The sequence below is a fragment of the Flavobacterium reichenbachii genome, assembly GCF_002217435.1.
Classification (GTDB): domain Bacteria; phylum Bacteroidota; class Bacteroidia; order Flavobacteriales; family Flavobacteriaceae; genus Flavobacterium; species Flavobacterium reichenbachii.
Genome location: NZ_MUHF01000011.1, coordinates 113,909 through 128,473, shown reverse-complemented (window position 1 = coordinate 128,473; position 14,565 = coordinate 113,909). Strand labels below are relative to the sequence as shown.

The 14,565-nt window shown below is 32.0% G+C and carries 15 protein-coding genes; 4 read left to right on the top strand and 11 right to left on the bottom strand.

From position 1 onward, the window contains the following. Positions 1-5 precede the first annotated feature (5 nt). The gene (locus tag B0A68_RS24460; RefSeq protein ID WP_035688683.1) at positions 6-320 is read left to right on the top strand and encodes a hypothetical protein; all 315 of its coding nucleotides are present in this window, start codon (positions 6-8) and stop codon (positions 318-320) included. Then, the gene (locus B0A68_RS11070; protein ID WP_035688682.1) at positions 272-724 is read left to right on the top strand and encodes a CBS domain-containing protein; all 453 of its coding nucleotides are present in this window, start codon (positions 272-274) and stop codon (positions 722-724) included. The genes B0A68_RS24460 and B0A68_RS11070 overlap by 49 nt, the downstream gene beginning before the upstream one ends. 59 nt (positions 725-783) lie before the next feature. Here B0A68_RS11070 and B0A68_RS11065 read toward each other — a convergent pair whose 3' ends face one another. The 5 genes from B0A68_RS11065 to B0A68_RS11045 form a co-directional block, all read right to left on the bottom strand. After that, positions 784-1,425, bottom strand: coding sequence for an alpha-ketoglutarate-dependent dioxygenase AlkB (locus tag B0A68_RS11065; RefSeq protein WP_205623800.1), 642 nt, complete (start codon positions 1,423-1,425; stop codon positions 784-786). Further along, complete coding sequence (locus B0A68_RS11060) at positions 1,422-2,837, bottom strand: hypothetical protein (RefSeq protein ID WP_035688681.1); 1,416 nt, start codon at positions 2,835-2,837, stop codon at positions 1,422-1,424. Before B0A68_RS11060 ends, B0A68_RS11065 begins: the two co-directional genes overlap by 4 nt. Further along, entirely contained in the window at positions 2,834-4,618 is a 1,785-nt protein-coding gene (locus B0A68_RS11055; protein ID WP_035688680.1) for a hypothetical protein, read from the bottom strand. The genes B0A68_RS11060 and B0A68_RS11055 overlap by 4 nt, the downstream gene beginning before the upstream one ends. 56 nt (positions 4,619-4,674) lie before the next feature. After that, positions 4,675-5,919, bottom strand: a complete 1,245-nt coding sequence (locus B0A68_RS11050; protein ID WP_035688678.1) for a DNA/RNA helicase domain-containing protein — start codon at positions 5,917-5,919, stop codon at positions 4,675-4,677. Positions 5,920-6,678: 759 nt separating this feature from the next. Continuing rightward, entirely contained in the window at positions 6,679-7,530 is an 852-nt protein-coding gene (locus B0A68_RS11045) for a restriction endonuclease (protein WP_035688676.1), read from the bottom strand. Positions 7,531-7,850: 320 nt separating this feature from the next. Here B0A68_RS11045 and B0A68_RS11040 point away from each other — a divergent pair, with 320 nt between their 5' ends. Then, positions 7,851-8,048 (top strand): hypothetical protein, encoded by a 198-nt coding sequence (locus B0A68_RS11040; protein ID WP_035688674.1) that lies wholly within the window; start codon positions 7,851-7,853, stop codon positions 8,046-8,048. 496 nt (positions 8,049-8,544) lie between these two features. Then, the gene (locus tag B0A68_RS24325; protein ID WP_123947495.1) at positions 8,545-8,850 is read left to right on the top strand and encodes a hypothetical protein; all 306 of its coding nucleotides are present in this window, start codon (positions 8,545-8,547) and stop codon (positions 8,848-8,850) included. A gap of 602 nt (positions 8,851-9,452) precedes the next feature. Here the strand turns inward: B0A68_RS24325 and B0A68_RS11025 are convergent. The 6 genes from B0A68_RS11025 to B0A68_RS11000 form a co-directional block, all read right to left on the bottom strand. After that, positions 9,453-10,034, bottom strand: coding sequence for a hypothetical protein (locus tag B0A68_RS11025; RefSeq protein WP_035688671.1), 582 nt, complete (start codon positions 10,032-10,034; stop codon positions 9,453-9,455). Positions 10,035-10,232: 198 nt separating this feature from the next. After that, a complete protein-coding gene (locus tag B0A68_RS11020) occupies positions 10,233-10,811 on the bottom strand; it encodes a hypothetical protein (RefSeq protein ID WP_035688670.1) in 579 nt (192 codons plus the stop codon). Positions 10,812-10,993: 182 nt separating this feature from the next. Beyond that, positions 10,994-11,626: a hypothetical protein gene (locus tag B0A68_RS11015; RefSeq protein ID WP_035688669.1), complete on the bottom strand. Its 633-nt coding sequence runs from the start codon at positions 11,624-11,626 to the stop codon at positions 10,994-10,996. 179 nt (positions 11,627-11,805) lie between these two features. Further along, positions 11,806-12,474 (bottom strand): hypothetical protein, encoded by a 669-nt coding sequence (locus B0A68_RS11010; protein WP_035688668.1) that lies wholly within the window; start codon positions 12,472-12,474, stop codon positions 11,806-11,808. A gap of 176 nt (positions 12,475-12,650) precedes the next feature. Then, positions 12,651-13,079, bottom strand: coding sequence for a hypothetical protein (locus tag B0A68_RS11005; RefSeq protein ID WP_035688667.1), 429 nt, complete (start codon positions 13,077-13,079; stop codon positions 12,651-12,653). A gap of 628 nt (positions 13,080-13,707) precedes the next feature. Continuing rightward, positions 13,708-14,406, bottom strand: a complete 699-nt coding sequence (locus B0A68_RS11000) for an IS1 family transposase (protein ID WP_035688665.1) — start codon at positions 14,404-14,406, stop codon at positions 13,708-13,710. Between the last annotated feature and the right edge of the window lie 159 nt (positions 14,407-14,565).

Sequence of the window (14,565 nt, the reverse complement as noted above, 5' to 3'; positions counted from 1 at the left end):
CAACTATGTATAAAAGCAATGCAGAAGAATTTTTAGATTGGTTTAGTAAAATAGAAAAATTCATTAAAGACAGTGGAGAATTCTCCTCTTTAGACTCTTTTGCATATAAATTATCGAATAGCAGAAACAAAAATTTAAATCGATTTAAAATAGAACTTTTATCTCTTGCTGAACTTAGAAATGCTATTGTTCACAATCCTAGAATTGAGGGCGAATTAATAGCAGACCGCATAAAAAAACTGTTGAAAAGATTGAATACATTTATACTCAGTTGGCTGATCCCAAAAAAGTACTCCCAAGATTTCAATTTGATGTTTTAGGCGCACTGGAAGATGATTACATCAATGATATTTTGATGAAAATGAACCAGAATTCATTCTCCCAATTTCCAGTCTATAATACAACAGGCAGTATCATAGAGCTGATAAATACAAATACTGTTTCCCGTTGGCTATCTTCAAATTTAGAAATGGAAGGCACTATTATGACAGAAAAGACTAAAATAAAAAATCTTATTCCCTTTATTGAATTTAAATCTAACTATAAATTTATATCTAGAAATACATCTGTTTATGAAGCCTACAGTCTCTTCATCGATCAGATCTTAGAGAAAAAAAGAAACCTTGATGTCTTATTTATAACCCAAAATGGCAGAGAAAACGAATCCTTGTTAGGTCTGGTGACTATAGAAGATATTGCCCCCGAAATCAATGTAGACAAATAATAGGCTGATTTAAGATCAAGCAGCTCGCCTGCTGAATCTTTTCAGTAAGACTTTCATTATTATTCTTGTTTTAAGATTACATTTCGAAATGTCATTGAGATTCTTAACTCTCTCTGTTTCTTAAAACCATTTAGAATGTCATATTTTCTGCCTGCAATTCCATGAGTCCATTCATACCTAGCCTTACCACTTAGAACAATTATACTTCCCGGCTCTAAAAAAAACTCTATTTTTTCTCTGGATTTAACATTTATCAAATCCATAATACAGCCTGACCCCAGACTGAGGGAAATTATGGTATCTCCAAAACATGGTTCGCAATCCACATGATTTGCTATTCCCTGTCCCGGTTCATATTCATTTATGATAAGCTGATCAGGAATTACCCCGACTAAATTCTTACGATAAATCCTTTCTGCAATTTCTAGAGCCCAACCTGGTAATTCCCCTAAATACATCGTATAATCTATTGATTTGGCTTTGTAATCATATTTGTAGCCGTAATGCTGGACACGGCGTTTTAAGTCAGTAAGCCATGCCGAATCATTAATAATATTAATCAGCTTATTCTCCTCAATACTATTTACAAAATTTGGCACATAAGTAAGCCCATCAATACAGGAAACTTTTGAAAAAGTGTCTTTTTCGGATTCTCCAAACATACTGTCTGGCGGGGGATTAAATAAATCGTAGATCATCATTTAAATTTTAGAATTTCATAAGAAACCATCTCAGTTGTTGGACGCCAAAAACCATGCCTTTGATTATTATACTTAACTTCAATCTTATCCGCATATAATAACTTATGTTCGGTTAACTTCTTTTTAAATTCTCTGTATTTTATATTTTTACTTGGCTCTGTAGTATTTTGAAAAAGAAGAAACTTTGGTATACTTCCGTAATTTCCAAGATAAGTATTAATATCTGCTGCTAAACTGTCTACTTCCAAAGTCGGACTTGCAAAAAGATAACAGGTATTTAAAAAGATAGCTTCCGTTTTATCTTTATCTTCCAGATCAATTAAATCAATACTTTTCAAAAATGAGGCCCTACTGTTATCAAATTCGTCGTTATCCATAATATCTGATGCCGCTGCCAGCATAGATCCATAATAATCAATTCCAATATATTCAAATGAATTATTAGGCATCCCTGCTTCTAGCAAATGATCCACCAGAGCTATTCCAGAAGTGGCTGGTCCACAGCCAACATCTATAAATTTAGTATTCCCTTTCATAATCATATGATTAATCCAAGGATTAATTTCAAGCAGATGCAGTGTTGAATAAAAATGTTTACGCATGTTGAAATAGCAATATAGTTTAACTACTTCGTCAGGCTGCAGATCTTTATATCTTTTATCAAAATCGGCCTGGCCGAATTGAATTATATCACGTCTGGCGGTAAAGCTGTCATATCCTAACAAAATTTCATGCCATCTTGTATTTCCATGATGCCTTATATAATTTATAAATTTTTCTGCGAATAAGTTTTCTGCAAACTTCGACGGAGTATAGATTTTATCGACAGCTCCGCTTTTAATTGTTCTATAAGTAAATCTATCCTGATTTATAGTGTATTCGCGAAGTAAGGGATACTGAACCAGTAAATCTCTATCATCAAATAGTACTTTAAAATTTTCAATTTTGCTATGTTCAATATAATAATAATGAAGATCCAGCAGGACATCTTCAGTGTAATCTTCTACATCGTTTGAAGCTGCACTAGAAAGCAGTTCCAGATACTGCGGGAAAAGATTGGCATGGGATGCATTGAACTTGTAAGTGTTATATTTGTGCCAGGCCTGTAATCTATATTTTAATATGGAATCTTTTAAATGTGTTATACATGTAGTTATCAGCGAAGTTTTCCTGATGCTTTTAAAATAAAAAGCCAGACATGTAAAAAGAAACTGGATCTCTTCAGTTTCAACAACATTTTCTTTAAGCCTATTGAGACGTGTTATTAATAAAATACATTCTTTAAGGTGATGCCTTTCCGATTCTAAATTATTAAATAAAAGCTTTATTTCCTGTGCATTTACAGATACATAACCTATAATTTCTTCAGGACTGGCGGTAATTAAGTTAGCATTTAGATTTTCAATGGTCATATTTCCTTGTGTTTTTGAGCCAAAGCAATTCTCGACTTTAATTCCTCAATATCTATATGATCTTCTTTAACTTTTTCTATCAAATTATTTTTTTGATACGAAAACAGGCTTCTTAAGCTAGAGGTATTATTAAATATATCTGTAAAACTGGTAGTGTTTAATTTTAGGCCCAAACGATAGCAATATAATCCAAACTCTGAAAAAATCGATATTTCACTTGGCAGTCTCTCTAGTTGTAATAACAATTCATCTAACGGATTTGTTCTGCGAAATACAAAATATGGTTTATCATAGACGCTATCTTCCGAAAAAGTGTAATTTTCAATGTTAAATTTTAGATGAGCTGCGCTTTTTTGTAGATTAGGATATAAAGAATAATTATTCTCTTTTCTATATAAAGGATTAAAGACACTCTTAAAAACTATATCAATAATTAAATAATCAAATTTAGCCGTCAGCTCAAGCTTTATGGTCGGTCTGGGAAAGTTTTTAAGGTTTCCTAAAGCTTTGTTCTGTATGACAGCTAACCGGTCTTCAGAATTTCTTAGAAGTTTATAGCCAAAATAGAAATTTAAAGTAGCAAATGCGTATTCGGAATACTTCGAACTACCTCTCTGTACCAGTTCAAGCCTTGCCAATTCAGGATTTTGCTTCGAAGCATAAATTCTTAAATACGCGAAGACATACAAAGTGGAACTGTGTTTAGATTGCAATTTGAGTATTTCATTTAATGATTTCTTTCTTTCTACAGAATCAAATAATAGTGAAAAAATAATTTTTATTTGTCCCTCCTCTCCTTCGAAAGATTTAGAATTAAAGCATAAAAGCTCAAAATTTTTAGTGTCTGAATCTGTAAAATTATCATTTTGCTGGATTCTACTGAAAATCCATTTCAATAAAATCCTGTCATCAGGACATGAATTAGTAAACAGCCATTTATAGTACTCCGATATGCGGTCATTTGTAATAATATCCCTTGCAAAATCTGATTCTAATGACTGTATGGCAAACAATGTATGATCTGATATTGATTTTAAAACATTGGTCTGATTTGATGTTAAAAAACTATAATTGCGAGCACCTGCAATTAAACCTAAGATTTTATCAAATCTATCCAGCTTGTATTCAAAATCCTTCTCATCAATATCAATGCTGTTTGTTGTATATACTTGACTTTGAATATCTTTTGGGAATCCGACTGCTAGTAGTTTTTCCGGCAAAAACCCGCCATCTCTTATCGATGCATCATCTAGCAGCTTTTTCTTTATTTCGGTCTTAGAAACAAATATCTTTAAAATACGGCTGACAGGAATAGAACTCTTATAAAACCCAATACCACCAGCTATTTTTAAGTGCTGTTCGTCAATTACATTTTGATCAACTTGCACTAATATAATTTCATCAGACAAACTAGATACAATTCCGTTGCTTAGAACCAGAGCGTTTGAGCTCAAAGATTGGGTATCGGCAAAAGCTTGCTGATTGCTAAAACCATAAGGATAAACCAGTGCAGAAGCTATAAACTGTAATAGATTACCTCTATGCATTTCTATATAAATTGGCATTTGCAGAGAAAACCTCATAACAGATTCTTTTTTACCTCTGCCGTTGGTGATATTTTTTCCTACTTTAAGATTTTGGTGTAAATTGCCAGCAGCTTCCGGAATTAAATTAGTAATTTCCAATGGCACATTTTTCGAATTGGTTTCGAATAAATCTCCCGTTATATCTTTTACATTTCCTGAACTGGGCACTTTTTTGGGGTTAATTTTTTTCGCCATATTTATTATATCTTTAACTGTATTTCTTCATTTGTTACTTAGACGATACCTAATAATTATTTATTATAAAAGCTTAAAATATCAGGAACTCTATTACAAAGTACATACAATTGTCTTCGGGCTCTAGTTGCGCCAACATAATAGTGATTAGGAGTGGCATACATTTTTATGGTTCCGTCTGCATTTCTTTCAAAAATCACACGGTTATTTTCGTCTCGTGCTTCAACCAGACGATTAAACTCATTTCTCTTCTTAACTTTCTTTCCTTTGGTTAATGCCCTTTGACAATCATTAAAGAAAGGCATAATTACAATTTCAAATTCTAATCCTTTACAGGAATCATATGTCAAGATGAAAGGTGTTTTAAGCCTTTCAAAAATAACCTCCTGATCTATAGGATTCATATTGTGATAATAATAAGAAAAAGATAAGTTATCAGGTGCATCTACATCGCAAGAATACCCGTTGGCAACTAAAAAGTCTTTAATCGTATCGACTTGATTGCTATAATTAACTAAAATACCTATGTTACTTGCTGGATTATTTTCAATAATTAATCTTATCCTTTTTAGCTGTTCTTCGTCGGTGAGCGAATCGAAAATTTCTGGTAGCTCGCCACTATCCAAATCGCTAGAATCTATATTTTGTACGTTTTCATCTTCAGGCACAAAACTTCGTGCAAATTCAAAAATTTCTTTCGTATTTCGAAAATTAGAATCCAACTCCTGCAGTTCAGTTTTATTCTGCATTCGCAAGTTTTCAAGTATAGTGGAAACTGCCTCATCAGGTCGGAAATTCCCCTGCAGATTTTGGGCATCATCAACACCGCAGGAGACTTTATCGGCTAAAGAAAATGCATGGGCAAAAACAGCTGGCGTTAAATCCTGGGCTTCATCAAATAAAATTTCTGAATATTTACTCCCCTGCTTTTGCACCTTTTCACTAAACTTCAATGCAACTTCATCTGCGTCACCGTAATTTATATCCCCATAAAACTTTGAAAACGAAGCAACATTATTATTAATAATTTCTAATATTTTATCCTGATCCAAATCTCCAAAAAGGTCATCAGCCTTGTCTCTTAATAATCCACGTATAGACGCTAGCAGAGTTTTATTGTAAGTGAACAGCATAGCATTCTCTTCATTTTTAATCGGGCTTAAAAACTTATATATTGTAACCACTGTTTTACCGCTCCCTGGACCGCCCGAAACAACAGTAGAACTTTCATAATCCAATGCTATTCTTTGCGTGTCAGTAAGCTGAAGTTCCACAGGCAATCTAAATATAAAGTCAGGCATAAACGTCATTTTTTAAGTAATTCAAATGTAACATTTTATTCACATTTTATCAATTATATATTGGCCTTAATTGTAACTATTTTGAAGCGTAAAAAGCTCTTTTATTTTGTTTACCTCACATTCTATTTAGGAATACTAACCAGTATCCCCCATTACTTTAAACTGTCCTCTAATGCACCCATTCCTTTTTGCAGCAGGAATCAGTATGGCACCGAGCAAAATGAAAAGATTGCCTGTAGCTACTTTTTTCACCAAGCGCTTCGATTGGAAAAAAAAGAAAGAATACATTTTGCTTTGGCAATGAAAATGACGGGCAACAGTGAAGATACAATTCGTGATAGTATGACGAGCTATCTCGACATTGCTGATTTTATACAGAATTACGGTATAAAAATTAATTAGAACCTGGACCATCTCTGGCGAAGAATATCGTTCAACATTGCCGGTCGACCACCTGAGAAAACAAGGTTCCTATTAAGCAATGATGGATCGATTCTTTCTTATGACATCAATCCACTTATAGACAAAGATGGACTGGCGCTGAATATTGACATCCACAGCTATTAACTCGATTTTAATCTTGCTTAAAGTGTCGGGGAGTTTCCCTTTGAACGACAGCCAAATGGATGAAATTATAATCGAAGTTCTGCACGCTGTGAGCAGTTGGAAAACAACCACCAGAAAAATTGGAATTTCAAGGGCAGCACAGCAATTAATGTCTTCTGTATTCATAGCTCAGTAAACACATTGATACTTTAATTATTTTTTGTGTTCATTTATTATGCCGGTATGAGAGAACGTAAAAATACGCTGGTCAAAAATTGATTTCATAATCAGCCAGACCTTATCAACCAGCTTAACTTCTATTTTTCTGCTCGCATCTATTTCAGTAAGCCTGCCTGTAAAAGTTATTTCATCTAAATTAATAGATACATTGGTTATTCTATTCATCAAAACACTGGTTGAAATTTTGTAACATTTTGTAATAAGTTTATCTTTAGGACTCTTTCCTACCGCACGTCTAAAATCATCGGCATATAAGGTTAAAGGAGTTTGCTGTCCATCATTCAAAATAATTGAATAATCATAAAAATCCAGCTCATGTTCAAATTCTATCATTCGATTATTTCCGATTTCTGCACTAAGTATCACAGGACTTGTAATCAATATTGTCAGATTGAAGCCGAAATGCCCCATGCTTATTTCTTTAGAATGTCTTTCTAAGTCTTCGTCATTGATTTCTCTCAGTTCCACCAATCCAATGTTTCTATATTTTGCGAAAGCAATCCCGTCTTGTGTGAAACCGCCTTTTGAAACAATAACCCCCTTAGTAATGTTAGCATCTTCTATTATTTCAGATACCTTCATAACGATATCCTTGTTTACCTTTTCTTTCCAGTACTTGCATTCTATAGCAGTGTCATATGTATGTATTCCGTCAGAATGAGAGGTCAGCACGTCAATCTGATGGCTGACGCCTGATTTGCCTGCCACTCTGCAGTTGCTGCCGTGCCCCTTTATCTTTACTCCTCCCTCCCTCCCTAGGGCTTCATAAATATATTTTGTAATGGATTCGTAAGTCTTCCAGTCTAAATTATTTGCATCATACATATTATGCAGATTTTAAATGAAACTTTTTCTCTTAAGGCCTTTAAGCCCAAGTGGCATATAATATTTCCGAAAGCATTTGGATTTCATTCCCTTAATAAGCTCCTTAATTCATAGTTGTAGTTTGCTGTCTATACCTGAATTTTACAGCTTGACGTTTCGGTTCTAAAAGTGATGTTGCGGAAATGGAAAGCTATTTTCCGTACAGAGCTAATTTACAGAAAAACATAATAAATTCTCTTCTTCTTGTTATTAATTTATTGTCTGTTTAAAATAAAAATAACATTACACAAACTTAAATTTTAATTAAAGACAACAAAACAATGTTAGATTTAATACTGACAATAACAGGAGCACGATGGCAGATGACAAAAATATTGAACATTTATCCTAATATGATTCGTTTTTTTTCGCTAAGCCAGATGATTTTTTTATCAAAAAACTTGATGATGTTTTTCTCGATTAAAGAAAGCGGAGGAAAAATACGTCTTAAAAAAATAGAATTGACATGCCGCATCTAGGGTATCCCGAGGGATTTTTAATCATATTTCCCAAGTCAAAGTTTTGTAACAAAAATAAGATGCAAGAGATTATAACATTTAATAATTCAAAATATAAAAAACCAAGAAGCCAAGATTTTAGTATGCTCTATAAATTTCCGAACGTTTGTAGTACTATAACGTTAATTTATAAACTTTAACAAATCTATATAAAATGAAAAATATTTTTCATGAATTTTAATTATTACCTTTATAATAATTATTATATTAGCACCCATGATTGGTCAAAGAAAACATACTCGATTTAGTTTTATTTCAGTAAACAAACTTGCAACATCTGTCGGCACAATGACTTTTTTTGCTAGTGTCCTTGAATTATTGAATTTTGGGAGAATAATAGAAATGGTCTTAGCATTGTCTGCAAGAGTGGTTTTTGGAATGGAAATAATACTTGTGATGATTTCTCCAGTTTTAATAGAATTAATTCTCAGAAAGTTTAAACACAAATCAAAATCAAGTGAGTGAATTTTGTACTAATTTAATTACTAACTTATTAACTTATCTGAATGCGCTAACTGTAGGTTGTTTCATAATCTTTGCTATTATATCATTATTTTTACAAGTTCCCGCAGGAAGAAGTAGAGATTTAGAATATATAATTAATAAAGGTTTAGCTGGAAGTGCATTACCTACTGGTTTAGCATTATTAGGGTGTGCTTTTAAACCTGAATTACTCACTTTACTCGATGGTGTTAGCTTAAATGTTGCTGTCGCTGGTATCACACTATTATTTATTTCCTACAAAGCCGTTTTTACTAGTTAAAGTCATTACTAATAAACTGCCTTTTAGAATAATATTTTAATTGGCATTGATACCTTTTTGCCGCAAATTAAGGTTGTGTTTATAGATATCTCACCCATATAAGTTTTGTGTAAGAATCGTGGCACATTGCATTTTTAAAAATTAGAAACTAAGGAAAATAAGATTCTAAGAAGCTTAGGCTCAAAACTTTTAGAAACTTAGTGAAAACATTTTTATGAATAAAATATTGAAATAGATATAATTTAATCTAGGTGCAGAATCGGTGCACCAATTTTCACAAACATTATAAAAAACTGTAATACAACAACTTGAGACCTTAAGTTCGAAACATTACTAGGCTGTTTTTATTTTATTTATTCAATTTCGTTACCAGGTTCGAGTCCCGTTCCCGCTACTAGTAAAAATTAAAAGCCTAAGAAATCTAGATTTCTTAGGCTTTTTTTTTGGTTCGATAAGTTTTGTTTCAGTTTCTGGAAAATTTAAAGGCCTGTGTTTTCAAGAGAATTTGGTTCGAGTCCCACTAGGGGTTGATCATCCCAAATACAAAACCATATTTCCATTCAGCCAATTGCCCAAATGCGTTGTAGCTGTTATGCGTTCGTTTATTTATCAGCCATTATTTCGTTATAATTCTTATATCTTTCGTCAGTTCCTATATATTTTGCTCTAATGAAATTTGTGCAATCTTTTTCAAATTCATTGCAAGAGTCAAATAAAATTGCACTTCCATTTTCCCTTTGGTTTTGTTTTAATATTTTATAAATCTCAACACCTCCAATCGGGTCAACGCCAACTAAATCTATTATTATGTTTTTTGTAAAAGTCAAAGTTTTGTACAATGACAACAATCTTCTATATCCGCCCGCAATTGAATTGATTTTGATTTGAGGTTTCATCCATTCAATCTCGTAAATTTTATTCTTGTAAGTTGAATTTCCATCACATTTTTTTAAATATTGACCAATTGTTGTTGGAAACAATTTACTTAAAAAATAATTTTCTTTAAAATGCTCTACATACTTAATTTCTAAACATAATTCGGTTATATTTTCAATTAATCTTAATGATATTTTTTGAAATTTTACACCGTTAGGAATTTCAATAATAACAATTTCGCCCTCGTTTAAGATAAATGAAGGAATTAGAAAATCTTCAATAATTTGTTCCTTAAAACTTAGTAACATTTTTAAAAGTTTGTGAATTTTTTGTTTCTTTTCAGCACTCTATTGTTCTAAACTGACGCATAACGTTCTCGCGCGACAAGCAGTTTGGGACTAAATCAGCGTTATCTTTCGGATTTGCCAAATCTTCCAAATACAAAACCATCTTTAATTTCAGCCTAAAACCCCAATCTCGCCAAACGGCTTTTACCAGCTGGCTTTTTAGTCTGTTATCGTTTTTTTAGTTCCATCATCGTTGATGTATTTAAATATATGATTTTGGTCAATTATTTTTCCACCAATCTTTGTAAATGTTCCAAACATTCCATTCCAATCTTCAGTATCATTTTCTTTAGCTGTATCCCAACGTATAGTTCCAAATAAATTTGGCTTGTCAAGTTCTGATTTTATGATCACTCCAAATTCTCCATTTACAGAAACCTTTGTTCCAGAAACAAAGTCGTGATTCTTTTTCCAATAATCAGTTCTCATAAAAATTCTGTTTCCTAATTCAAATCCTTCGATTCCTGCAAAACTATCCCATTCACAAGTAGGAGCAAACCAATTCCATATTTGAGTAAAATCTGGTACGTTATCAAACTCAACGTCAAAAATTCCGTCTATTAGAGCTTTGTGAAAATCTTCGGCTGAGTCAAACTTTCTACAATACCCTCCTTTAAATTCGGATAATAATTTTTCTGCTAGATGCAAGTCAGCAATTAGTTCAAAAAACTCATACTTTTCCCAAAATTCAACTTTCGAAAGTTGTTTTCTTTTTTTCTTAAATAGTCGATTAAACATTTCAGTATTGTGTTAGATTTCTGAATTTGCTTGGTGCTTGCTGGTAACGGTTTGGGGCTTTGTGTTCGGGCGGGATTTCGAAGCACAAAAGCTGGTTTTATTACTAAAGTTTAATTGAAAACTGCCGTTGAATTTTGCACTTCAGCCCGCCTGACGCAAAACCCTTGTTAGCGGTAGTGCTTTTATACTCCAAGTTTATTCAATATTTTATTCATTTCTACAAATTGTTCTTCGTTATTAGAAGCATAAATTAAGTCATAATAATCAGTATTTCTCTGAACTGCAATTACATCGTTTTCAAAATTCCCATAAAATTCAATACCAATCCATTGTGAGAATGAAAAGTCTCGTTTTTTAAAGTTCTCTTTAATAATTTTAAGTTCTTCGTCATTTATATATGCAAATTCATCTGAACTAAATTGAAGAGCAAAAACAGCTTGAAGATTTGCCATTGCTTTTAAAAAATCAGTTAACAAATTTGTTTCTTTACTCCATTCCTGTTCTTCATAGCTCATATAAACTGGTGGATTGTCAATATTTAAGTCATTTTTGTCAATTCCCCAAACACAAGCCCATTGATTTTCAACGTAAAAAATTAGAAAATCTTTATTTTTAGACAATTTTAATTTTTGGGGTTCGATAAGTTGGTCTTGGGTGTTGTTTAGTTCTTTTATTTTCCCCAATTGCGAATAATAGTCAGAAAGAACTTTTGGAATATTCTCACAAATATTTTTAAACACAAAAATTTCCTCTTCTGAAAATCCGTTTTTTTCAGTTATGCCAAAAAGTTGTTTTATTTCTTTAAATTCTGTCATTTTCTTATCGTTCGGTGTTTTGCCAGCATTACCGCTAACGTTCTGGCACTACAGCGGGTTTGGGACTAAATTAAGCCCATTCTTCGGATTTGCCAAATCATCACAATACAAAACCATCTCTCCATTAAGCCAACTGCCCAAATCCGTTGTAGTGGCTGTTAGCGGTTGTGTTTCTTGTGTTATCCGAAAGTCGCTGTTATCAACTTTTCTTTTTCTATCCCTGAATTTTCAACAAACCAATTTGTTATTACGTTTTTCAATTCAGACTTATTTACAGTATTTTTTTGTGTTCTTACTTCAAGGTAATTTTCTAAAGTGATTTTTTCTACCAACTCTTTAATAGTTTCGATTTCAATTTCCCTTCCAAACCTACTGCCCAAATAAAAACCAAAAATTGAAATTACTATTCCTGAAATCCCAAGTTTAAAATTTATAAAAACTAAAGTAAAAGAAATTACAGAAAGTATGATTAAAGTATATGATATAAAGTTCGGAGGACAAAGTAGATTTAACTTGAAACCAATATTATTTTCGACTTTTTTCACAAGATTAATTCGGTTTTTTCTTGGAAATATTTCTGTAAGTTTAGTTTCTAGTTTTATTTTTTCTTTTTCAGATATTTTCTCTTCAATTAATGAATTTCGCAATTTATAAAACGCTTGTTGAGAAGTACAACTTTCAATATTCTCAAAATCAATTTTCGATATTATTAAGTCGCAAAATTCATCGAAATTTTTCACGTTCTGAATTTCTCTATCTTCAAATTTAAACTTATACATTTCTTCTATTGTAGGAATACAATCCTCAATATTCTCTAGTTCGTAAATGTCTAATGCTTTGTTTTTCATTTGTTCGTGATTTTTGGTAACATAACCGCTAACGTCTTGGCACTACAGCGGGTTTGGGACTAAATTAAGCCCATTCTTCGGATTTGCCAAATCATCCCAAATACCAAACCATCTTTCCATTCAGCCTAATGCCCAAATCCGTTGTAGTGGCTGTTACCAGCAGTAGATTTTATTTCTCAAACTTTGTTCAAGAGTTTTTCGAAAACGCTTTTCAATACTGAAAATATCAATCCCAAAATTACCATCACTAAAAAAAATCCAGTGCAAAATTCTACTTCAATTGCCTTTCCATTAAACACTTCCATTCCAGTAAATATTACCGTAAAAAATGCACCAAAAATAATGCTGTTAACTATGTTTAACATAAACTTGTTTTTGTTTCTTCTTAGAATCCAATTCCCCACAATTATTTGATACAAACTCGAAATCAATATAATACCAAATGCAAATATTAAATAGACAATACTACTAAGTTCATATCTTTCACACGGTTCTAATTCTGGCTCACTTGTTAATTTTTCAATGATCAAAAAGTATGATATAAAAATTATCGTCCCAATTGTAATAGGTAAAATAATTTCTAATATGGTTTTAGATATTTTCATTTTAAGCCGGGAGTTGTTTTCTATTGCTGGTAACTTGTATATATGTCTGACTATATCAGACTTATACACCCTAAATTAGGGTGCTATGTCTGACAAATGTCAGTATTTATTTGTTTTCAAAAATAGGATTTTTATTTCATAAACCACCAAACGGACTTTTATTTATTGGATACTTTTCATATTAACATTAATGTAAATTTCGGTGCTCTTGCTACATTTATGAATTGGTGGGAACGCACTCTAACTAACAGTGATATTACATTCAAACAGCAAAATTAGACATCATTTAAAATCTTTAAATCTTCCAACAAAAGGTTCGAATTTTGTAGCATCAGGATCTGTATTTAATAATATTTATATTGACAGTTATCGGATTTGAACCGAAAAATTTAATATTGCTTGATATTTATTTTATTTAAATCATCCACAAAATGGTTCGAGAATTGTCCCGTTAGGGCTACAAGGTTAAAGCAAAAGCCTGAAAAATCAAGATTTTTCAGGCTTTTTTGCCGTTTGATAAATTTTATTTCAATTTCTTAAAAATCTAAACGCCCTGTATTTTCAAGGAAAAATGGTTCGAGTCTCGTTAGGGTAAATTATTCAACAAGATATTTAACTATTTAAAAAATCAAGTCCAAAAATAAATCTTTAAAACAGCAGTAAAAACAACTAAACTTTTACTGAAACAGATTGTCCGTCTGTTTAATCTTTTAAGATGAGTTCTGAGTGTCAAATTTTTCCTTTCAATATGGTTTGTCCCAAAACGTTTTACTGAATGTAGTTTCTCTTCGATCAAATATCGATAGTTTTTTAATCTGTCCGTAAATATCTTTTTGGCATCAGATAATTTTAGAGTTTCCAGAACACGGTTCAGCGTTTTATTGGTTCGTTTCCCAACATTAAAACTCACAACTTTTTTAGAATTCTTTTCCAATGCATAAACCAGCCAGATATAATTTTTCTTGTGTCTGATATAAGTGCACAGCTCATCGACTTCATAAGTTTTGCCTTTGCTGATAATTGGTTTAGTAATACTGCTGGCAATTGATACGATTCTTTTCAATAATGTTGTAGTAGAAATATTTAATATTCTTGCCGTGCTTCTTATTCCTAATCCCTCTTTGGTTAATTGGATAATCTTTTTGTTTGTATTTAATTTGTAAGCTTGATTTGTATAACTTTCTATAAAACGGTGACAGCACATTTTACAGTAGTACTGCTGTTTATAATTTTTAGTCCTCCCATTTTTAACAACCTTTTTCTCGTTACATTTTGGACAATTTACATCATCACTAACTCTGGAACACCATGTCGAATTTTTACTCATTTTAGCTCATTTAAGGCAATATTAAAACAAAAAAGATGAGCATTACTGCTCATCTTTAAATTATTTTTTGCTCATATTTATTCTATTTCAATACGTTACAAATGTTAGATCTCATATCACTAACTTTGAAACACTACCGAATCGCGGCACATCGGAATT

Coding starts and splice junctions, on each gene's coding strand:
- B0A68_RS24460 (WP_035688683.1), top strand. CDS start 6: ATGTATAAAAGCAATGCAGAAGAATTTTTAGATTGGTTTAGTAAAATA.
- B0A68_RS11065 (WP_205623800.1), bottom strand. CDS start 1,425: ATGATGATCTACGATTTATTTAATCCCCCGCCAGACAGTATGTTTGGA.
- B0A68_RS11060 (WP_035688681.1), bottom strand. CDS start 2,837: ATGACCATTGAAAATCTAAATGCTAACTTAATTACCGCCAGTCCTGAA.
- B0A68_RS11055 (WP_035688680.1), bottom strand. CDS start 4,618: ATGGCGAAAAAAATTAACCCCAAAAAAGTGCCCAGTTCAGGAAATGTA.
- B0A68_RS11050 (WP_035688678.1), bottom strand. CDS start 5,919: ATGCCTGACTTTATATTTAGATTGCCTGTGGAACTTCAGCTTACTGAC.
- B0A68_RS11045 (WP_035688676.1), bottom strand. CDS start 7,530: ATGTATGATGCAAATAATTTAGACTGGAAGACTTACGAATCCATTACA.
- B0A68_RS11040 (WP_035688674.1), top strand. CDS start 7,851: ATGTTAGATTTAATACTGACAATAACAGGAGCACGATGGCAGATGACA.
- B0A68_RS11025 (WP_035688671.1), bottom strand. CDS start 10,034: ATGTTACTAAGTTTTAAGGAACAAATTATTGAAGATTTTCTAATTCCT.
- B0A68_RS11020 (WP_035688670.1), bottom strand. CDS start 10,811: ATGTTTAATCGACTATTTAAGAAAAAAAGAAAACAACTTTCGAAAGTT.
- B0A68_RS11015 (WP_035688669.1), bottom strand. CDS start 11,626: ATGACAGAATTTAAAGAAATAAAACAACTTTTTGGCATAACTGAAAAA.
- B0A68_RS11010 (WP_035688668.1), bottom strand. CDS start 12,474: ATGAAAAACAAAGCATTAGACATTTACGAACTAGAGAATATTGAGGAT.
- B0A68_RS11005 (WP_035688667.1), bottom strand. CDS start 13,079: ATGAAAATATCTAAAACCATATTAGAAATTATTTTACCTATTACAATT.
- B0A68_RS11000 (WP_035688665.1), bottom strand. CDS start 14,406: ATGAGTAAAAATTCGACATGGTGTTCCAGAGTTAGTGATGATGTAAAT.